The sequence below is a fragment of the Marinomonas flavescens genome (assembly GCF_004352835.1).
GTDB classification, from domain to species: domain Bacteria; phylum Pseudomonadota; class Gammaproteobacteria; order Pseudomonadales; family Marinomonadaceae; genus Marinomonas; species Marinomonas flavescens.
Map to the genome: position 1 here is coordinate 228,315 of NZ_SJSB01000003.1, position 19,266 is coordinate 247,580.

General features: G+C 42.0%; 25 protein-coding genes. 18 read left to right on the forward strand and 7 right to left on the reverse strand.

Annotated elements, in window-relative coordinates:
* Nucleotides 1-32: 32 nt before the first annotated feature.
* The 4 genes from lptB to E0D70_RS04840 are packed head-to-tail and all read right to left on the reverse strand — an operon-like array spanning nucleotide 33 to nucleotide 2,780.
* The gene (gene lptB, locus E0D70_RS04825) at nucleotides 33-758 is read right to left on the reverse strand and encodes an LPS export ABC transporter ATP-binding protein (protein ID WP_133011147.1); all 726 of its coding nucleotides are present in this window, start codon (nucleotides 756-758) and stop codon (nucleotides 33-35) included.
* Entirely contained in the window at nucleotides 759-1,268 is a 510-nt protein-coding gene (gene lptA / locus E0D70_RS04830) for a lipopolysaccharide transport periplasmic protein LptA (RefSeq protein WP_133011148.1), read from the reverse strand.
* Nucleotides 1,252-1,818, reverse strand: coding sequence for an LPS export ABC transporter periplasmic protein LptC (gene lptC / locus E0D70_RS04835; RefSeq protein ID WP_133011149.1), 567 nt, complete (start codon nucleotides 1,816-1,818; stop codon nucleotides 1,252-1,254). Before lptC ends, lptA begins: the two co-directional genes overlap by 17 nt.
* Nucleotides 1,818-2,780, reverse strand: coding sequence for a calcium/sodium antiporter (locus E0D70_RS04840; RefSeq protein WP_133011150.1), 963 nt, complete (start codon nucleotides 2,778-2,780; stop codon nucleotides 1,818-1,820). The genes lptC and E0D70_RS04840 overlap by 1 nt, the downstream gene beginning before the upstream one ends.
* Before the next feature lie 172 nt (nucleotides 2,781-2,952).
* Here E0D70_RS04840 and E0D70_RS04845 point away from each other — a divergent pair, with 172 nt between their 5' ends.
* The 9 genes from E0D70_RS04845 to E0D70_RS04885 all read left to right on the forward strand — a co-directional run bounded on the left by E0D70_RS04845 (nucleotide 2,953) and on the right by E0D70_RS04885 (nucleotide 9,891).
* Nucleotides 2,953-3,750, forward strand: a complete 798-nt coding sequence (locus E0D70_RS04845) for an ABC transporter ATP-binding protein (RefSeq protein ID WP_133011151.1) — start codon at nucleotides 2,953-2,955, stop codon at nucleotides 3,748-3,750.
* Nucleotides 3,750-4,532: a lipid asymmetry maintenance ABC transporter permease subunit MlaE gene (gene mlaE / locus E0D70_RS04850; protein ID WP_133011152.1), complete on the forward strand. Its 783-nt coding sequence runs from the start codon at nucleotides 3,750-3,752 to the stop codon at nucleotides 4,530-4,532. The genes E0D70_RS04845 and mlaE overlap by 1 nt, the downstream gene beginning before the upstream one ends.
* A gap of 1 nt (nucleotide 4,533) precedes the next feature.
* Nucleotides 4,534-5,001 (forward strand): outer membrane lipid asymmetry maintenance protein MlaD, encoded by a 468-nt coding sequence (gene mlaD / locus E0D70_RS04855; RefSeq protein ID WP_133011153.1) that lies wholly within the window; start codon nucleotides 4,534-4,536, stop codon nucleotides 4,999-5,001.
* Between the two features lie 5 nt (nucleotides 5,002-5,006).
* Entirely contained in the window at nucleotides 5,007-5,627 is a 621-nt protein-coding gene (locus E0D70_RS04860) for an MlaC/ttg2D family ABC transporter substrate-binding protein (protein WP_240536988.1), read from the forward strand.
* A gap of 200 nt (nucleotides 5,628-5,827) precedes the next feature.
* Nucleotides 5,828-6,064, forward strand: a complete 237-nt coding sequence (locus E0D70_RS04865) for a BolA family protein (protein ID WP_133011155.1) — start codon at nucleotides 5,828-5,830, stop codon at nucleotides 6,062-6,064.
* Between the two features lie 22 nt (nucleotides 6,065-6,086).
* Nucleotides 6,087-7,349, forward strand: a complete 1,263-nt coding sequence (gene murA, locus E0D70_RS04870) for a UDP-N-acetylglucosamine 1-carboxyvinyltransferase (RefSeq protein ID WP_133011156.1) — start codon at nucleotides 6,087-6,089, stop codon at nucleotides 7,347-7,349.
* A gap of 1 nt (nucleotide 7,350) precedes the next feature.
* Nucleotides 7,351-7,995: an ATP phosphoribosyltransferase gene (gene hisG, locus E0D70_RS04875; RefSeq protein WP_133011157.1), complete on the forward strand. Its 645-nt coding sequence runs from the start codon at nucleotides 7,351-7,353 to the stop codon at nucleotides 7,993-7,995.
* Complete coding sequence (hisD, locus tag E0D70_RS04880) at nucleotides 7,995-9,344, forward strand: histidinol dehydrogenase (RefSeq protein WP_133011158.1); 1,350 nt, start codon at nucleotides 7,995-7,997, stop codon at nucleotides 9,342-9,344. Before hisG ends, hisD begins: the two co-directional genes overlap by 1 nt.
* Nucleotides 9,337-9,891, forward strand: a complete 555-nt coding sequence (locus E0D70_RS04885) for an SRPBCC family protein (protein WP_240536989.1) — start codon at nucleotides 9,337-9,339, stop codon at nucleotides 9,889-9,891. The genes hisD and E0D70_RS04885 overlap by 8 nt, the downstream gene beginning before the upstream one ends.
* Here the strand turns inward: E0D70_RS04885 and E0D70_RS04890 are convergent.
* Nucleotides 9,885-10,952: a S1C family serine protease gene (locus E0D70_RS04890; protein WP_133011160.1), complete on the reverse strand. Its 1,068-nt coding sequence runs from the start codon at nucleotides 10,950-10,952 to the stop codon at nucleotides 9,885-9,887. The two genes, E0D70_RS04885 and E0D70_RS04890, sit on opposite strands and share 7 nt — an antisense overlap.
* A 14-nt stretch (nucleotides 10,953-10,966) precedes the next feature.
* On the opposite strand from E0D70_RS04890, the gene E0D70_RS04895 reads away from it, so the two are divergent.
* On the forward strand, nucleotides 10,967-11,731 hold the full coding sequence (locus tag E0D70_RS04895; protein ID WP_133011161.1) for a Nif3-like dinuclear metal center hexameric protein: 765 nt from the start codon (nucleotides 10,967-10,969) through the stop codon (nucleotides 11,729-11,731).
* A gap of 65 nt (nucleotides 11,732-11,796) precedes the next feature.
* Here the strand turns inward: E0D70_RS04895 and E0D70_RS04900 are convergent, their stop codons facing one another.
* Complete coding sequence (locus E0D70_RS04900; protein ID WP_133011162.1) at nucleotides 11,797-12,243, reverse strand: ZapG family protein; 447 nt, start codon at nucleotides 12,241-12,243, stop codon at nucleotides 11,797-11,799.
* A 128-nt stretch (nucleotides 12,244-12,371) separates the two neighbouring features.
* On the opposite strand from E0D70_RS04900, the gene zapE reads away from it, so the two are divergent.
* From zapE to E0D70_RS04940, 8 genes are all read left to right on the forward strand, one after another.
* The gene (gene zapE, locus E0D70_RS04905) at nucleotides 12,372-13,472 is read left to right on the forward strand and encodes a cell division protein ZapE (RefSeq protein ID WP_133011163.1); all 1,101 of its coding nucleotides are present in this window, start codon (nucleotides 12,372-12,374) and stop codon (nucleotides 13,470-13,472) included.
* Nucleotides 13,473-13,623: 151 nt separating this feature from the next.
* Entirely contained in the window at nucleotides 13,624-14,052 is a 429-nt protein-coding gene (gene rplM, locus E0D70_RS04910; protein WP_133011164.1) for a 50S ribosomal protein L13, read from the forward strand.
* A gap of 14 nt (nucleotides 14,053-14,066) precedes the next feature.
* Nucleotides 14,067-14,459: a 30S ribosomal protein S9 gene (gene rpsI / locus E0D70_RS04915; protein WP_133011165.1), complete on the forward strand. Its 393-nt coding sequence runs from the start codon at nucleotides 14,067-14,069 to the stop codon at nucleotides 14,457-14,459.
* 220 nt (nucleotides 14,460-14,679) lie between these two features.
* A complete protein-coding gene (petA, locus tag E0D70_RS04920) occupies nucleotides 14,680-15,273 on the forward strand; it encodes a ubiquinol-cytochrome c reductase iron-sulfur subunit (protein ID WP_133011166.1) in 594 nt (197 codons plus the stop codon).
* Nucleotides 15,273-16,508: a cytochrome b gene (locus E0D70_RS04925; protein WP_133011167.1), complete on the forward strand. Its 1,236-nt coding sequence runs from the start codon at nucleotides 15,273-15,275 to the stop codon at nucleotides 16,506-16,508. Before petA ends, E0D70_RS04925 begins: the two co-directional genes overlap by 1 nt.
* 3 nt (nucleotides 16,509-16,511) lie before the next feature.
* Nucleotides 16,512-17,282, forward strand: a complete 771-nt coding sequence (locus E0D70_RS04930) for a cytochrome c1 (protein ID WP_133011168.1) — start codon at nucleotides 16,512-16,514, stop codon at nucleotides 17,280-17,282.
* Nucleotides 17,283-17,383: 101 nt separating this feature from the next.
* Entirely contained in the window at nucleotides 17,384-18,016 is a 633-nt protein-coding gene (locus E0D70_RS04935; RefSeq protein WP_133011169.1) for a glutathione S-transferase N-terminal domain-containing protein, read from the forward strand.
* Nucleotides 18,017-18,200: 184 nt separating this feature from the next.
* Nucleotides 18,201-18,584, forward strand: a complete 384-nt coding sequence (locus tag E0D70_RS04940) for a ClpXP protease specificity-enhancing factor (protein WP_133011170.1) — start codon at nucleotides 18,201-18,203, stop codon at nucleotides 18,582-18,584.
* Between the two features lie 87 nt (nucleotides 18,585-18,671).
* On the opposite strand, the gene E0D70_RS04945 is transcribed toward E0D70_RS04940, so the two are convergent.
* Nucleotides 18,672-19,265, reverse strand: coding sequence for an SIS domain-containing protein (locus tag E0D70_RS04945; RefSeq protein ID WP_133011171.1), 594 nt, complete (start codon nucleotides 19,263-19,265; stop codon nucleotides 18,672-18,674).
* Nucleotide 19,266: the final 1 nt, after the last annotated feature.

A 19,266-nucleotide genomic window follows, 5' to 3' on the forward strand; every position in this document is an offset into this window, starting at 1 on the left:
TACTACTCCCTTTCGGCTGCAAAGATAAGGGGCTATAGGCGGAAGTCGTCGCCTAAATAAACCTTTTTTACTTGTTCATTGTTTATGACTGTTTGGGCATCACCTGAAGCAATGATTTTTCCATTACCAACGATATAAGCCTTGTCGCAAATATCCAGCGTTTCTCGTACATTGTGGTCTGTAATCAAAACACCTATGCCGCTTTCTTGTAAATGTTTTATGATTAATTTGATGTCGCCGACAGAGATGGGATCAACACCAGCAAAAGGTTCATCCAAAAGAATGAACTTAGGGTTCATTGCCAACGCGCGAGCTATTTCAACGCGACGTCTTTCGCCGCCTGATAGTGCCATGCCTAGGTTGCTACGAATATGGGTGACATGAAATTCATTTAATAATGTTTCTAATCTTTCGTGCTTTTGCTCTTTGGATAATTCTTTGCGTGTTTCTAAAATGGCATAAATATTGTCTTCAACGGACATTTTTCTAAAAATTGAAGCTTCTTGCGGTAGGTAGCCGATACCTTTTTGGGCGCGAGTATGCATGGCGTTTTTGGTGATGTCATGACCGTCAATAAAAATGCCGCCAGCGTCGTTAGACACCATGCCCACTATCATATAAAAGCACGTTGTTTTGCCTGCACCATTTGGCCCAAGTAGTCCAACAGCTTGTCCTGATTCAACAGAAATGGAGACATCTTTAACGACTTGTCTTTTTTTGTAGCTTTTAGCAAGGTTTCTAGCTTCTAACAGGGCCATCTATTTCTCTTTTTTGTCATCTGCTGGTTGTAGTGTCATGGATACTCGGCCAGAACCTTGTTTCTGAGCGTTAAAGGTGCCAGTGTCTATGTGGTATAGAATATGATCTGCTGTGATTTTATCATCCATTCTATTGAGGTAAGCATTGCCTGATATGTCTAATGTTGAGCTGGTAACTTCATAGTTAATTTGCTCACCTCGACTGATCATCATGTTGCCATTCCAATCAATTTGTTGGCTAAATTTTGCAGGCTTGCCTGTGGCTACCAATTTGCTGAATTTGCGTGTTTTAGGATCCGTTGTTACTTTCAGGAATTGAGCTTGTATCTCAATGGATCCTTGTTTAACAAAAACATCACCTTTATAAGTCGCTATGCCAGTTTTTTGGTCTAAAAATGCTTCGTTAGACTGTATCGTCAGCGGTTTGCTTAAGTCATCAGGCAGTGCAAGTGCGTGCTGGCTAATTATGAGTCCGGCCAGTAGCGCGCTAATGTTAATGAGTTGTTTCATACTGTCCTCGTACAGATCCTGTCATCACGACTTCTTCTGAATTAATGTAGGTAGTAATTGTTTTTGCGGTAGTTTTGCCTTGCGTTGAATAAAGGGTGGCGTTACCGCTGCTTGTTAATGATTGCTTGTCATCCAAATAATGAATGCTGTCTGCGTTAAGGGTGATATCAGGAGAATCTGAAAATTGTTTAACAGCGACAGCGTCATCTGTTAATAGGATATCATGACTACCGTCCTCTATTACTCCTTTTTTCCCTTTTGCATTCCAAGCCCCAGCTGAGTCATGTCGCTGAATTGTCGGATTGTCTAGCAAGGTGCGAGATTCTTGATTGTAGTGCAGAGCTTGTGTTGCCGTTAGCGTCTCTTGTAATGCGCCATTTTGATCATATTCTTTTGCTTTGATATTGGTGATGAAATAATCTGGCGTGCTGCTGAGCTTTTGAGTCGCCACCAGATTTTTAGTTAAAGGGGTGTCAGCAAAAAAAACGCCAGATGCCAGAGCGATCACAATGACGCCAAGTACGGTGTATTTTGCGTTGAGTTGAATCATTAGACAGTACTTCCAAAGCTAATGAGAAGTAAGTAGGCAATATAGGATCCAATTAAAGGGATGCCAATCCATCTTGGGATGGTTGCCTTTTTGGATTTTCCAAAGACAAAAATAAGTATGGAAAGCGCTAGAGTAAGCCCAAGAACCCAGTAGTAATCTCGTCCGGATGCATTTGGATCTATAGCGCCTGGTGATATTAAGCCAGGAATTGGCAATACGGTGGCTAGGTTGAAGATATTTGAGCCAATGATATTGCCTATTGCAATAGAATGTAATCCTTTGCGAACGCTACTGATAGAGGCGGCGAGCTCTGGAAGACTTGTTCCTACAGCGACTATGGTAAGGCCGATAACTAGCTCACTAACGCCAAGCCCTTTGGCGATGCCAACAGCCCCCCAAATAAGAAGTTTAGAACTGCCGATTAATACGACTAAGCCAATTAAGGATATGATCAAAGATTTTGCGACCGAGTCACCGTCATTTTCTGGTAGTTCCTCTTTCAATTGGCTTTCTAAGTTCTTGCTGCCGCGTAATAAAGTAAACAATATGAAAGCGAATGCGATAAGAAGAATAATACCATCGTAAAAACTGAGGTAACTATCATGCAGCAACCACCCCGTTAATAATGTTATGCCAATAACCAGTGGCACTTCTTTCGTGATTAAGCCTTTCGAAATCGGAATCGCAGAAAACAATAAGGTTACGCCAAATACGAGTGCAACATTCGCGATGTTCGACCCTAGTACATTGCCAATGGCAATTTCCGGAGCGTTATCGAGGGCCGCCATGGTGGATACCACCATTTCAGGGGCTGACGTGCCAAATGCGACCAGTGTAACGCCAATGACCATAGGGTTTACATTGAGCTTTTCTGCAACAAGAGCAGCGTGTTCAATGAATTTATCAGAACTAATGATTAGCAGGATTAGACCTGCAATAAGAGCAGCGGAAAACAGCAGCATAACCTTGAATTTACTCGTAAATAAAATGATGCTCCATTTAATGAGGTTTACGGGTGAAATTCAAGACTTGATCTTTGAAACAAATTCGATTCTGTATGAAGCGTGATTCTCTTTGCGACAGGTGGGTGGTACTATTCTTCAATACTTTAATCAGGACTGGAAAGGTGAATAAGTGCTAGATGTGTATATAAAAGTGCAGAATCTTCGCTTCTCTAGAGGGGATAGGGTGATTTTTGATGATGTAACTCTAGTTATTCCTAGGGGAAAAATCACTGCAGTAATGGGGCCAAGCGGTACCGGTAAGACAACCTTGTTGCGGCTCATTGGTGCTCAATTATCTCCCGACAGTGGAACAATTACTGTGGACGGACAGAATGTGGATGAATTATCTCGATCGGCATTATATAAGGTTCGAGAAAAAATCGGCATGTTATTTCAAAGTGGCGCTCTATTCAGTGATATGAGTGTGTTTGAAAATGTCGCTTTTCCATTAGAGGAACACACTAAGTTTTCTGCTGCGAAAATTAAAGAGATTGTTTTAGAAAAACTTCATAGTGTGGGTTTGCGTGGAGCGGCTTATTTAAAGCCGTCTGAGCTGTCTGGTGGGATGGCAAGGCGTGTTGCGCTGGCGCGAGCCATTGCTCTTGATCCTGAATTGGTAATGTTCGATGAGCCATTTGCTGGACAAGATCCTATTTCGAAAGGTGTATTGGTTGAGTTGATACGTAAGTTAAACGCTTCAGCAGGAATTACTTCTGTTTTAGTTTCTCACGACGTAGAAGAATCTTTATCTATCGCCGATCATGTGTGCATTATGGCGGGTGGTCGCGTGATTGCAGAAGGGTCGCCTGAAGAAATTCGTGCGTCACAAAATGCGCAGGTGAAGCAGTTTTTACATGGTGAACCAGATGGTCCAGTGCCATTTAATTATCCTGAAGATACAATGTCGGACCATGGAGGAAAGCGGTAATGAAAAGTTTGATTGCCTTAGGGGCATGGTTTTTCGACTGGCTTGAAGCGATTGGTCGAGCTGGTATTTTTATTGCTCAAAGTATTTTTAGAGTTCCTGTTCGTTTTGGTGAATCTGTTAACCTTTTGGTGCGTCAACTTTATTCTGTTGGTGTCTTGTCATTCGTGATTATTGTTGTCTCAGGAACGTTTATTGGGATGGTGTTATCGCTTCAAGGTTACAGTGTTTTGGCTAAATTTGGCTCTGAGGACTCGGTTGGCCAACTGTTGGCTTTGTCTTTGTTGAGAGAGTTAGGACCTGTTGTCACTGCATTGTTATTTGCTGGTCGTGCTGGGTCTTCATTAACGGCAGAAATCGGTTTGATGAAGGCCACTGAGCAGTTGTCTAGTTATGAGATGATGGGTGTTGACCCGTTACGCCGAGTTATTGCCCCACGATTTATTGCTGGGGTAATCTGTCTTCCTTTGCTTAGTATGGTGTTTTCAGCCGCAGGTATTATTGGCGGCTTGTTAGTGTCTGTTGGTTGGCTTGGTGTTAGTGATGGCTCTTTTTGGTCCTTGATGCAACAGTCGGTTAATTTTGATACAGACATACTTAATGGTTTAATAAAGGCCCTAGTGTTTGCCGTTGCTATCACTTGGATTGCGGTTTATCAGGGTTATGAATGCGTTCCTACATCGGAAGGAATTGGTAAGGCGACTACTAGAACGGTCGTGTTGGGCTCATTGGCCGTTTTGGCATTGGATTTTGTGTTAACCGCTGCGATGTTTGGAGATTTTTAGGATGAGAAGTAAGCGCGCTGAGTTATTAGTGGGAAGTTTTATTGTATTGGGCTTGTTGGCATTTGTTTACTTAGCAGTGCAAGTGAGTGGGCTTGGGTTTAATAGTAAAAAGGATTCGTACCATGTTGTTGCACGATTTGATGATATTGGTGGTTTAAGCGATCGAGCCAAGGTCACCATTGCGGGTGTGACCGTCGGTAGTGTTGATTCAATCTCTTATGACAAAAAACTTTATATGGCTAAAGTGACCATGAGTATTGATTCAGATGTGAATAATATTCCTGAGGACAGCTCGATAGCTATTTTGACCAGCGGTTTGTTGGGTGAAAAATATTTAGGCATTTCCATTGGTGCAGAAGATAAAATGCTGAAAAATGGTGATGAAATTCGTGATACACAATCCGCTCTTGTATTAGAGAACTTGATTAGCCAGTTCTTATTTAATAAGACCAGTGGCTCAGATAAATAGAGGAAATGAATGTGCCAAGAGTAATAAAGGTAATGCTGATGATGGGGGCGCTAATTTCATCTTCGGTGTGGGCAGGTCAAGAGGCGGCTCGTGAGACGGTTATTCGTGTGGTTGATTCCTTTCGTACCGAAATTATTGCGGATAAAGCTCAGTTGGCAAAGAATCCTGAATTATTGTCTCAACGAATCGATAAAATATTAACACCTGTTATTAATTTTGATGACTTTTCAAAAAAAGTGATGGGTAAGTATTATCGAAGAGCAACACCAGATCAGCGTTCACGTTTTGTTACCGTGACTCGAGACACCTTGCTTAAGACTTACAGCGGCTCTTTGCTGGATTTGGATCCCGATAAAATCAATGTGTTGCCATTAGGTCCGCAACGAAGTGGTGATGAAGTTAAAGTGGATGTGGATTTTAAAACGGGGGATGGCGCGCCTCTTAACTTAAATTTTTACATGGAAGACTATGGTAATGATGATTGGAAGTTGAGCAATGTTGTCATTAACAATATCAACTTCGGGCTTACCTTTAGAAAACAATTTGCCGTCATGATGCAGCAGAATCGTAATAATATCGATTCTGCGATTGATGCCTGGGAGCAATCGCTTAAGAAGAAATCTTAGCGGGCTTTTATAGGCAATGATTAGATATCCGAAGTAGGTCAGCCTGCTTCGGATTTTTTTTGTCACAATAATCCTTAAGACTCAGAGATAATGACAAAACAGATGATTTTTTTACGATGAGTTGTGTGAATGGGTGTTAAGAAGTTGCTTCGACTAAGGTAGAATAATGGGATCTATGAATATTTAATATTGGAGCGATTGTGAACGCAAGCGAAGTTAAAGCACTTTTAGAATCTACTATCAATGATTGCAAAGTAACGGCTGAAGGTGAAGGGTGTAACTTTCGAATTATTGTTGTCTCCTCTGAATTTGAAGGTATGTCTACCGTTAAAAGACAGCAGCTGGTTTATTCACATCTAAATGACGCAATATCCAGTGGGGCTATTCATGCCGTAACAATGAAAACTCTTACGCCAGAACAAAACAGCGCGCTATAAAATACTTAAAGAGATTAAACATATGGATAAGCTACTGATTACCGGTGGTACAAGATTGAATGGTGTCGTTCGTGCTTCTGGAGCGAAGAATGCGGCGTTACCTATTTTAGCGGCAACATTGCTGACGAAAGAATTAATTACTATTAAAAACCTACCTCATCTTCATGATATTACTACCATGCTAGAACTGCTTGGTTCTATGGGGTGTGGTGTTGTTGTTGATGAAAAAATGAGTGTTCAGTTAGATGTTTCGACGTTAAACAACTGCGAAGCGCCTTATGATTTAGTAAAAACGATGCGCGCCTCTATTTTAGTGCTTGGGCCATTAGTGAGTCATTTTGGTAAAGCCGTCGTCTCTTTGCCTGGTGGTTGCGCCATTGGTAGTCGTCCTGTCGACCTTCATCTTCGTGGTTTAGAAGCGATGGGTGCCACTATTTCAGTTGAGAGTGGCGATATCGTAGCAAGTGTCGATGGTCGTCTTAAGGGCGCACGTATTTTCTTCGATAAAGTAACCGTCACCGGAACAGAAAATCTATTGATGGCAGCAACGCTAGCGGAAGGTCAAACGATCTTAGAGAATTCAGCGAAAGAACCTGAAGTGGTTGATTTGGCAGAATGCCTTATTGCTATGGGCGCTAAAATCACAGGTCACGGAACAGATACGATTGTCATTGATGGCGTAGAGGCATTGCATGGTGCGACTTATCCTGTCATGCCAGATCGCATTGAAACAGGCACCTTTCTAGTTGCTGCAGCGATTACTGGTGGCAAAGTTAAAGTGATTGATACTAATGTGAAGTCTCTCGAAGCCGTACTTGCTAAATTAGAAGAAGCCGGTGCAAAAGTAACCTGCGGTGAGGATTGGATTGAAGTGGATATGGAAGGACGTCGTCCTACCGCAGTTAACATTAGTACTGCGCCATACCCAGCGTTTCCAACCGATATGCAGGCTCAATTTGTTGCGCTGAACTCGGTTGCTACAGGGGTAGGTCGAGTGATTGAAAATATCTTTGAAAACCGTTTTATGCACGTTGATGAAATGCTGCGCATGGGTGCGGATATTGAAGTCAATGGTAATACGGCAATTGTACGTGGCTGTGAATCTTTGAAAGGTGCGCCAGTTATGGCGACGGACCTTCGTGCGTCTGCAAGCTTGGTGCTTTCTGCGTTAGTCGCGGAGGGTGATACAAAGATTGATCGTATTTACCACATTGATCGTGGTTATGAATGTATTGAAGAAAAATTCGGATCATTGGGTGCAAAAATTTCACGGGTTTTAAATTAAAATGAGCAAAACATTAACGATAGCATTATCGAAAGGGCGAATTCTCGGTGAAACTTTACCCTTGTTAAAAAAAGCGAATATTGTTCCAGCCGAAGACATTAGTAAAAGCCGAAAGTTAATTTTTGACACTAACCATGAGCATATTAAGTTGGTTATTCTACGCGCAACCGATGTGCCTACTTATGTTGAACATGGTGTAGCGGATTTTGGTGTGGCCGGTAAAGACGTTTTGATGGAAGCGACGACTAAGAATCTATATGAATTATTAGATTTAAAGATTGCTAAGTGCCGATTGATGACAGCAGGGGTTGTTGGTGAAGGTATGCCAAAGCGCCGTTTGAAAGTGGCCTCTAAATTTACTAAAACTGCGAAGGCGTATTTTGCTGAGCAAGGTATACAAGCTGACGTTATCAAGCTGTATGGTGCAATGGAATTGGCACCAATTATGGGCTTGGCTGATCTGATTGTGGATATTGTAGATACTGGTAATACGCTTAAAGCAAATGGATTAGAGCCAAGAGAATTTATTGCAGACATTAGTACGCGCCTAGTGGTTAATAAAGCGGCTTATAAAACGAAGTTCGCTCAAATTGAACCTATAATCGAAATGTTGCGTGGTGCTGTCGAAGATAGCGAGGGCAAGTAGTGAATTTAAATATTAGAGAGTTTTCAACGGAGTCGGAAGGTTTCTTAGTTGAGCTAGAGGCCTTACTTGCTTGGGATTCTGTGTCAGATATCTCTGTGCAAGAAAGCGTTGCTAATATCGTTACTCAAGTGCGTAAAAATGGCGATAAATCGGTTGTTGAGTTTACAAATCGTTTTGATCGTCGGCAGATTGTTTCGGCCTCTGAGCTTGAGATTTCACGTGAGGAAATGGCACTTGCAAAGGCAAGAGTAAGTGATGAGCTTATTGTTAGTCTTGAAGCAGCCGCTCAGCGAGTTCACGATTACCATGAGCGTCAAAAGCAGCCTTCATGGCAGTATCAAGAGTCTAATGGCACTGTGCTTGGTCAAAAAGTAACGCCATTAGATCGTGTTGGTGTCTATGTTCCTGGTGGCAAGGCAGCGTACCCATCTTCTGTGCTAATGAATGTTATGCCTGCTAAAGTTGCGGGTGTGGGCGAAATTATTATGGTGGTTCCTACACCAGATAATATTGTCAACGACATCGTGTTGGCGGCAGCCTACATTGCAGGGGTTGATCGAGTTTTTACTATTGGCGGTGCCCAAGCTGTTGCGGCTCTCGCTTATGGTACTGAAACTGTGCCTAAAGTAGATAAAATTGTAGGTCCTGGTAATATTTTTGTGGCGACAGCAAAGCGCATGGTATTTGGTGCGGTTGGCATCGATATGATAGCTGGCCCGTCAGAGATACTGGTTGTTTGCGATGGTAAGACGAATCCAGATTGGATTGCCATGGATTTGTTCTCACAGGCTGAGCACGATGAAGACGCTCAATCAATTTTGATCTCTCCCGATAAGACTTTTATTAAAGAGGTGAAAGCCTCCATGGAGCGCTTGATCGAGACGCAAAGTCGCCAAGCGATTATTAAAGCTTCTTTAGAAGGTCGAGGTGCTTTTATCCATGTAAAAGATATGGATGAAGCGATGGATATTGCGAACATAGTTGCTGCTGAACATCTTGAATTATCAATTGATGAGCCTGAGAAATGGTCTGAAAAAATTCGACATGCTGGCGCTATCTTTATGGGTCGTCATACACCTGAGGCATTGGGTGATTATTGTGCCGGTCCAAATCATGTTTTGCCAACCTCTGGTACTGCGCGTTTTTCATCACCGCTTGGTGTTTATGATTTCCAGAAGCGCAGCTCGATAATTAATTGTTCTCCACAGGGTGCAAGTGACTTGGCTAAAATTGCAGCACCACTTGCAAGAGGAGAGTCTCTTGAAGCGCATGCAATGTCAGCTGAGTACCGTATTTTGTCTGAAGTGAATGGTACTGAGGAAAAAGAGTTGGAGGCGACAGGTGAGTAAGAAAGGTTCTTCTCACCCTAAGGCGTTATATCAGTTAAGAAAGATAACCAGAATATCTGCTCTGGTTATCTTGGCGGCGGTTGTGATTGGTTTCTTTCTGCCTACTGACTATCGTGTAGAGCGCAGTATTATAATTAATAAGCCCCATGATGCTGTCGTGAAGGCTTTGCTAGGTGGTGACTCGTTATCTGATTGGATGTTTGTCAGTGGTGGTAAGGTGGATTTGCGCCAAGGGGATTACCAGCAAGGTGACAAGGCGACAATTTCATACGATGACTCAAAGGTGCAGGGGGAATTGTTTTTTACGGCAGTAACCACTAATTCAATCGCTTTTGATGTTAAGCCAAAGCCAGATGTTGACGTTGTTCATAACACAATTTATATCAGCGGCGATAATAAAAGTACCAATGTGGATTGGGAGATTAGCGGCAAGCTTAGAACAGGTTTTTTAAGTCCTTATCTCGCTTTTTTTGCAAATAAAATTGCTGGTCGCAATTTTGAAACAAGTCTTCAGCATTTAAAAGAAAAGGTAGAATTGACTCAATAGGCAATGCTTTGCATTGCGGGTTGTGTCTCTAGTGTAATGCTGGTCTGGTATGATTGTTTTCCTCTAAAACCAAGTAGGGAGATGGTGGTGCCAGGCTTCATTGAGGCAATTCGGCTTCTTGTTTTAAGCGGGTTGTCGCTGGTGGTGTTATTGATTTTTACTATGATATCCCCTATTTGAATGCCAGCTTTATCGGCAGGGCTTTCTTTTGTTACTTCGCTCACAAGTAGTCCATGATCCACAGGCAGTGCTAGGCTTTTTGCTAGTGCTGATGTGACTTTTTTTGCGTCCATACCTAAATAAGCTCTAACGACTCTTCCGTTCTTTACTAAATCCGACATGACTTGTACTGCGTCATCAATTGGAATAGCAAAGCCAATGCCTTGTGAGCCTCCGCTACTGGAATATATAGCAGAGCTTATGCCAATTAATTCACCTTTTAGATTGATGAGCGCGCCACCAGAATTTCCGGGGTTGATCGCGGCGTCGGTTTGTAAGAAATTTTCATAGGTGTTTAAACCAATACTGTTGCGCCCTTTGGCGCTGATGATGCCAAACGTAACAGTCTGACCTATACCAAAAGGGTTTCCTATGGCGAGGGTTTTATCACCAACAGAGACTGAATCGCTATTGCCTAGTTGTATTGGTGTTAGGTTTTGGATGTTTATTTTTAATACCGCGAGGTCGGTCGAAGGGTCTGAGCCAATTAATTTTGCTTCAACTTGTCGATCATCGTTTAGGCCTACGATTATTCGCTGTGCGTTCTGGATGACGTGATGATTGGTTAGAATTAAACCATCTTTGGAAACGATAACGCCTGATCCTAGGTTGAGATCCTGAGAAGCTGGGGTTTCTTTTAAAATGCCATCATTAATGAGGTCGTTTTTTTGTAATACTTGGGTGTAAATGCTAACGACGGATGGCGCTGCTTTTTCCACAGGGGCAGCGTAGCTGTTGCTCACTACCTTGGTTTTTTCCTGGATAAGTAGTGTGGTGAGGCCTATACAAGTACCAAGTAGTATGGCGATAATAGGTGATGTCCACTGATTTTTCTGATTCATAGATAGAGGTTGTTTTGCTGAGAAGTGAATTTAAACAGTTGTTAGATCTTACATTGAGCCCGCATAGATTCAAGGATTATGCGCCCAACGGCCTTCAGGTGGAAGGGAAAAATAATATTACGCGAGTGGTGACCGGTGTAACGGCCTGTCAAGCGCTAATCGATGCGGCTATTGAGTATGGTGCAGATGCTATTGTCGTCCATCATGGTTATTTCTGGAAAAATGAAGCGCCTGAAATAACGGGAATAAAATATCGCCGAGTGTCTGCTTTAATTAAGAATGACATTAGCTTATTTGGCTACCATCTACCCTTAGACGCTCATCCTGTGTATGGCAACAACGCAGGTTTGGCCAATGCGCTGGGCTTGTCTGCTAAGCGTCGACCGCTACAGGCCAACCTTCCGTTGGAAGAAGCTATCGGTGTTGTGGGAGAGCTTGATCAAGCGTTAACAGTGGAGGCGTTTAAGTGTTTGGTAGAAAAGTCAGTTGGTAGAAGTGTTTTGCTTGAAGCGGTGTCTGATAAGCATATTAAAACGGTAGCGCTCTGTACTGGCGGTGCGCAAGGTTATATCGAGCAGGCTCATCAGGCTGGTGCGGATGTTTTTATTACGGGAGAAGTGTCAGAGCAAACGATTCATCTTGCTCGTGAGCTTGGGATTCATTTTATTGCCGCGGGTCATCATGCGACAGAGCGCTTTGGTGCGCAAGCCATCGCGGCTTTTTTAAGAGATGAACATGGTATGGATGCTGTGTTTATAGACATAGATAATCCAGCTTAATCTATGGGGGAATATGGGAAAAGTATTGGCAAAAAAAAGAGGCTTATCATTAAGCCTCTTTTTTATTAAATCACTCTATTTGGTTCGAGTGGTTCTGATTTGTTTTTTAGTCCGAAATCTTCGCTTAACATTCCCTGTTCAGATTTCCCTTTTAGGGCGTAATCTCTAGGGGGTTCTGTGATTTCATCATCATGCGCAATGGCATTTTGCGATACTGTTGTAGCCGGTATGTCTATGTGGCTTAGTTGGCTTGCGCTAGCGGATAGGTTTTTTCTTAATTCAGCTAGGCGCTTTTCAGCGGTTAGTAGATATTCGCTGCTGTCTGAGAAAAAGTTATCAATGATAACCTGCTTTTTATCTAGCTCTTGTTGAAGAGACTTAATAGTAATTGAGCTAGAGGAAGAATCTTTCTCTGTGCTTTTTGATGTAATGCTTTTCAATATGAGGGTGGCAGCAATGCCGACAATAGCCCCAGTAACAAAAACGATAATATTGAATTCTTCCAAGTTCATAATGTTCTCCCAAAAATCAGACGTTATTATAGCCGAAATCCTTCCCACGATAACACCTTGCTAGGTGTTGTTTTAACATCTATTTGTTAGAATGTATTTTATAAATTAATTGCAACGAAAGAGCAACGATGACACCTATTACTCGATATAGACAAGATTTAGAAAGAGATGACTTTCATTATGATCCGGCGCAGGAAGAGGCAGTAAAGGCACTGCAGGACTTGTTTGATCGATTAGTAGCGAAACAAGATCAGCCTTCCTCTGCTGGCTTGTTTGGTTTATTTCGTAAAAAGAAAGAGATTGAAGTAGAGCAAGGGCTATATTTCTGGGGTGGAGTAGGGCGTGGCAAAACCTATTTAATGGATGCTTTTTTTGATTGTCTGCCAACTGAAAAGAAAATGCGCCTACATTTTCATCGTTTTATGCAAATGGTGCATCAAGAGATGCGAAAGCTGGATCATGTAAAAAACCCATTAGAAATTGTCGGCAAACAAATTTCTGATAAGGCGCAGGTGCTTTGTTTTGATGAGTTTTTTGTCACAGATATAACCGATGCAATGATTTTAGCTGGTTTGTTAGAAGTGTTATTTAAAAATAGCACGACACTGGTCGCAACGTCGAATATTGAGCCAGATGGGCTATACACTAATGGCCTACAGCGTGCGCGCTTTCTACCTGCGATTGATTTGGTTAATAAGCATACCAAGGTGATGAATATAGATGGTGGTGTTGACTATCGTCTAAGGACGCTGAAACAAGCCCAGCTTTATTATCATCCATTAACGCCGGCAGCGAATGAGGCCTTGGCTGAGCGCTTTATGAGTTTGATTTCAGATGTTTCTCATGTTGAAGAGAATGGCAGTGTTGCAATAGAGGGTCGTCAAATTCCTTTTATTAAAAGCTGTGATTTAATGGCTTGGTTTGATATTAATGCCTTGTGTGACGGGCCTCGTAGTCAAGTTGACTATATTGAAATTGCTAAGTTGTATTCGACGGTATTAATTTCTAACTTGCCGAAAATGGATTCTAGTAGAGATGATTTGGCGCGTCGATTTATCAACTTGATTGATGAGTTCTACGATCGTCATGTAAAAGTTATCATCACCGCCGAGGTCGCGATTCCAGATATCTACACAGGCACGAGATTAGCGTTCGAGTATGACCGTACTGTGAGTCGGTTGTTAGAAATGCAATCTGAAGACTATTTGTCTCTTGAGCATCGCCCATAGCGGTGTTTTGGCTTTCTTCTTAACGAGCGTTGTTATATACTTCGCTCGCCTTTTTAAAGGTAAGTGTACGTTATTGAGCTGCGTAGCGGTTTAATAACCAATAATAATAGGTATAGCGTGTCTTGAACACGTGTATTGAAAGGGTTTTTTGATGAAAACTTTTACAGCTAAACCTGCTGAAGTTCGCCGCGACTGGTTCGTGGTTGATGCTGAAGGCAAAACTCTAGGCCGTTTGGCTACTGAAATTGCACGCCGTTTACGCGGTAAGCATAAAGCGGAATATACTCCACACGTTGACACTGGCGATTACATCGTCGTTATCAATGCTGAGAAAGTTCACGTTTCTGGTAACAAAGCAGCTGCGAAACAATACTACCGCCATACTGGTTACCCAGGCGGCTTGCGTTCTATGAATTTCGAGAAGTTGATTGATCACGCTCCTGAGCGCGTTCTTGAAATCGCCGTAAAAGGTATGTTGCCAAAAGGTCCTTTGGGCCGCGCAATGCACAAGAAAATGAAAGTGTACGCTGGTACTGAGCATCCACATGCTGCTCAACAGCCTCTAGCCCTTAACATTTAATACGGAAGATCATTATGTCAGCTACTCAATACTACGGTACAGGTCGTCGTAAAACGTCTACCGCTCGTGTGTTCCTTAAAGCCGGTACTGGTAACCTAGTTATCAACAACCGTTCGCTTTCTCAGTACTTCGGTCGTGAAACGGCTCAGATGGTTGTTCGTCAGCCTCTTGAACTTGTTAACGCTACTGAAAAATTTGACGTTTTCATCACTGTTAAAGGTGGTGGTATTTCTGGTCAAGCTGGTGCGATTCGCCACGGTATCACTCGTGCATTGATGCAATACGATGAAACTCTACGCCGCACTCTACGTTCTGCCGGTTTCGTTACTCGCGACTCTCGTGAAGTTGAGCGTAAAAAAGTGGGTCTACGCAAAGCACGTCGTCGTCCTCAGTTCTCAAAACGTTAATTTTCGTTTTCAGACTTATCAAAACGCTTGGTGTTTATTCACCAGGCGTTTTTTTTATTTTAAATTTAGAAAATTTAGAAGCCATAGAGTTCAGCGTATTTATTAAGTGGAATGTGTTTAACTGTGTGTAGTCTTTGCAAAATAGTTATGGTTTTTCGATCGGTGATTCAATATAACGATATATTAGTGTGAAGTGGTCTTGGAAGAGGGTGTGTATTCAATGGCAGCAGAAGTGAATAAAGGGCGTCGTCAATTTCTTATCGGTTCAACTTGCGCCTTGAGTGCGGTTGGAGCGGCAGGCATAGCTACGCCATTTATCACCTCTTGGCAGCCAAGTCGTAAGAGCCGGGCCGCTGGAGCCCCAGTTCAAGTTGATATTAGTAAGTTAGAGTTTGGTCAGCAAATGACGGTTGAGTGGCAAGGGCAGCCTATTTGGATTGTAAGGAGGACCGCTAAAAATTTAGCGGATTTAGCGTCGTTAGATAAGCAGCTTATCGATCCATTATCAAATAAAGATCAGCAGCCTGATTATGCGCAGAATGAATACCGTTCGATAAAGCCTGAAATATCTGTTTTGGTGGGTATTTGCACTCATCTCGGTTGCTCTCCAACCTATCGGCCAGATGTTGGTGCGGATGATTCGGATAACAAATGGCGGGGTGGTTTTATTTGCCCGTGCCATGGTTCAAGGTTTGACCTGGCTGGAAGAGCTTATAAAAATTACCCCGCTCAATCTAATCTCCTTGTTCCTCCTTATTTTTTTAAAGATGATACGATAATCGAAATCGGAATCAGTCAAAAGGCGGCTGTTTAATGGCTTTTTTTGAGCAATTGTCCGATTGGATCGATGAGCGTTTTCCGATTAAATCACTGTATAAAAAGCACTTTTCTGAATACTACGTACCTAAAAATTTAAATTTTATGTATGTTTTTGGTGTGCTAGCTGTTTTCCTGTTAGTGAATCAGTTGCTGACAGGGATTTGGTTGGCCATGAGTTATGACCCTTCGCCTGACAAAGCGTTTGCTTCAATTCAGTATATTATGCGAGATGTGCATTTTGGCTGGTTGATTCGCTATCTTCATACGACTGGCGCATCGGCATTGTTCATTGTGTTATATGTTCATGTGCTACGTAGTCTGCTGTATGGTTCCTACCAAAAGCCAAGAGAGTTGGTTTGGCTGTTTGGGATGACGCTTTATTTTATTATTATGATTGAAGCTTTTCTTGGATACTTACTTCCATGGGGGCAGATGTCGTATTGGGGTGCTCAAGTGATTACCTCGATATTTGGAAGTATTCCTGTTGTCGGTGTAGGCCTGCAAGAGTGGGTAAGGGGGGATTATTTTGTTTCTGGTGTGACGTTAAATCGTTTCTATGCTTTGCATGTCATTGCTTTTCCTATATTGCTTTTGTTGTTTGTTTTTTTACACCTTTCTACCTTGCGTCATGTCGGTTCAAACAACCCTAAGGGGGTTGATGTTAAAAAATACCGTGATGAAAATGACATTCCATTAGATGCGATTCCATTTCATCCTTATTTTATAAGCAAAGATATTTTTGCGATTGGTGTTTTTCTATTTTTATTTTGTACGGTCGTTTTCTTTTTTCCCACAGTGGGAGGGTATTTTCTGGAGAAGGCAAACCTAGAGCCTGCAAACCGATTGTATACGCCAGAGCATATTTCGCCTCTTTGGTATTTTACGCCCTTTTATGCGATTTTAAGGGCGGTGACATTTTCTCTTTTTGGATTGGATGCTAAATTTATTGGTGCCTTGGCTATGTTTTCATCCGTTATTATTCCGTTTGCTTTACCATGGCTGGATAAAAGCCCGGTAAAATCAATACGTTATAAGGGGTGTTTGAGTAAGATTTTCTTAGCCTTGTTTTGCTTGAGTTTTCTTGTTTTGGGTGTCGTTGGGATGCTGCCCGTCAGTGCTTCTTCTACTTTGATCTCACAAGTTTTTGCTCTATTGTACTTTGCCTATTTTCTTCTGATGCCTTGGTACACTCGATATGAAACGACCAAACCTGTACCGGAAAGGGTTTAGTGTATGAGCTATCTTTTGTCGCGAGTGATTGTCTTCTTTTTACTGATATTGAGTGCTTCTGCAGCATTGTCTGCGGATGTGGTGCACAAGAAAATGACGCCCAATTATGACGATAAGGCTTCGCTACAAAGAGGCTTGGCTATTTATTCAAATTACTGTTCGGGCTGTCATCAAATTAAATATGTGCGTTATAGTCGTATTGCTGATGATTTAAGTATTCCTAAGTCATTATTTGAAGAAAATTTATTACCAAAATATGCTAGAATGGGCGACCAAATTACATCGACAATGACAAAAGCAGATGCTAAAGCTTGGTTCGGCGTTATTCCGCCGGATTTATCGCTTGAAGCAGGTCGACGGAGCCCCGATTGGGTGTACCGTTATCTGCAAAGTTTTTATCAGGATAGTTCGCGTCCTTATGGTGTGAATAACGCGCTTTCTCCAGATTCAATGATGCCTAATGTATTAGAGCATTTACAAGGAGAGAGGGTGCTGAGTTGCCAAGGTATAACAAAACCTTCAGGCAATAAGTATTCTGCATTGACTAATTCGAGCTATTCAAAGTGTGATATTGTTGATGGGGTGAAAAAAGGTCAACTGACAGATCAAGAATTTAAACAAGTGGCTTATGATGTCGCGAATTTCCTGGCTTATGCTTCAGATCCTTCGCGATCGGACAGGGAGTCTCTTGGGTTGAAGGTACTGCTTTTTCTTAGTGTATTTGTATTCGTTACTTATCTGCTAAAAAAAGAGTTTTGGCGAGATATTGCGTAAAATTAGCGTCTAATTAATGAGTCTTAAAATAGATGAGTTAATTGGCCATTTTATTAGTTTGCCCTTTTGGGCTTTTGTTGTTTTTAAGATAGGGGTTTTACATGGGTGTTATTGCTAAGCGCTCCTCAATGACGTTTTTCTCTGATGGGGAAGATCACTATAGCCATCGAGTGCGTATTGTGCTGGCTGAAAAAGCCGTTACTGTTGACATCATTGATGTGGACTCATTCAATAAGCCTGCAGAATTGGCTGATGTGAATCCATACAATGAATTACCAGCATTAGTGGATCGTGATTTGGTTCTTTATGAGCCAAACGTAATGATGGAATATTTAGATGAGCGTTTTCCTCATCCGCCTTTACTGCCTGTATATCCAGTTGCTCGCGCGGAAAGTCGTCTGTATATGTATCGTATTCAACGCGATTGGGCGAAATTGGTAGATTTAATTCTTTCCAGTAAAGACAAAGAAGCGGTTGCGCAAGCACAAAAAGAATTGCGTGAAGGCTTAATCAGCGTATCGCCAATTTTTGAAGAAAAACCTTACTTCATGAGTGATGATTTCACGATTGTTGATTGTTGTTTAGCGCCTATCTTGTGGCGTTTACCATCACTTGGTGTTGATATTCCAAAAGACCAAGCTGCTGCTCTTCATAAGTATATGGAATTAGTATTCTCTCGTGAGTCATTTAAAGAGAGTTTATCTGAAGCCGAAGAAGAAATGCGTCTAGACTAATTTGTCTATGATTTGATATAAAAAAGGAGCTTTTATGGCTCCTTTTTTGTTCGTTTATTTTGGTATTTATTTGAGATGGTGGTCTATTAGGGCTGCGTTTATATTGATTATAAAAGCTCAAAAAACGAAGTGTAAAATATCGGTTTAGCTGTAATGCGTTGAGGCTAAAACAATAGGAGTTATGATGTTACCGAAAAGATCTTACTTACTGGATGCTGCTTACAAATGGGTGTCTGATAATGATATGACACCCTACCTTTTAGTTGATGCTAACCATGAAGGTGCGGTTCTCCCAACAGAGTTTGTGCAAGACGGGCAGATTGTTTTGAACATTGGTATGTCTGCTGTGCGTCATTTAATTATGGACAAAGAAGCGGTGTCTTTTGAAGCGCGTTTTAGTGGTAAGCCTATGCAGGTATATGTGCCAATAAAAGCAGCATTAGCGCTTTACGCTAAAGAAAATGGAGATGGTTTTGTGTTTCCTGAGGAGGACTTTCCTGAGGGACCTTCTACGCCTACGCCCTCTAAACCAGAGAAAAAAGGCTTTACTTTGAAAGTCGTAAAATAAGTAACGTTAACTCAGGTTGTCGTTGTTCAGAAAAAGAGCCTTATTTTGATATGAGGCTCTTTTTTTTGGTCGTATGTCAGGCTTTTTTTATTCGTCGTAACCAAATAACTGGCGTTCAAGTAGGTCGATTAAGGTGTGAATGACGGTTATTTGGCACTCATGGACACGGGCTGTGCCTAATAGATTTATCTTTATCTCCGTGTCGTCACGTGATGTGAGTGAAGACACGTTTTTAGCTTCTGGGCTCGTCAGGGCGACAATGCTCATTTTCCTCTCATGAGCCGCTTGAATGGCCTGAATAATGGGGGATGTATTGCCTCTATTCGCGATGACAAATAAAACATCGCCAGGATTACCAATGGCGGTGATTTGCTTTGAAAAAACATCGTGATAGCTGTCGCTATGGGTAATGGCTAATAGGGCGGCGCCGTCACCGCTTAGGTTTATCGCAGGCAAGCCTGGGCGTTCTCTGTCCATTCTATCCAGCATTAGCGTACTAAAGTATTGAGCCAAATGTGAACCAGTACTGTTGCCTACGCAAATGACCTTGCCACCAGAAGCAATGCTTGAGAAGAGGACTCGAGCAGCATGTTCTATGTAAGGTGGTAAGCTTTCCAACGCTTGTTGTTGAGCTTCAAAGCTTTGAGCAAATTGTGTGTAAATCGCTTCTTGAAAATCCATA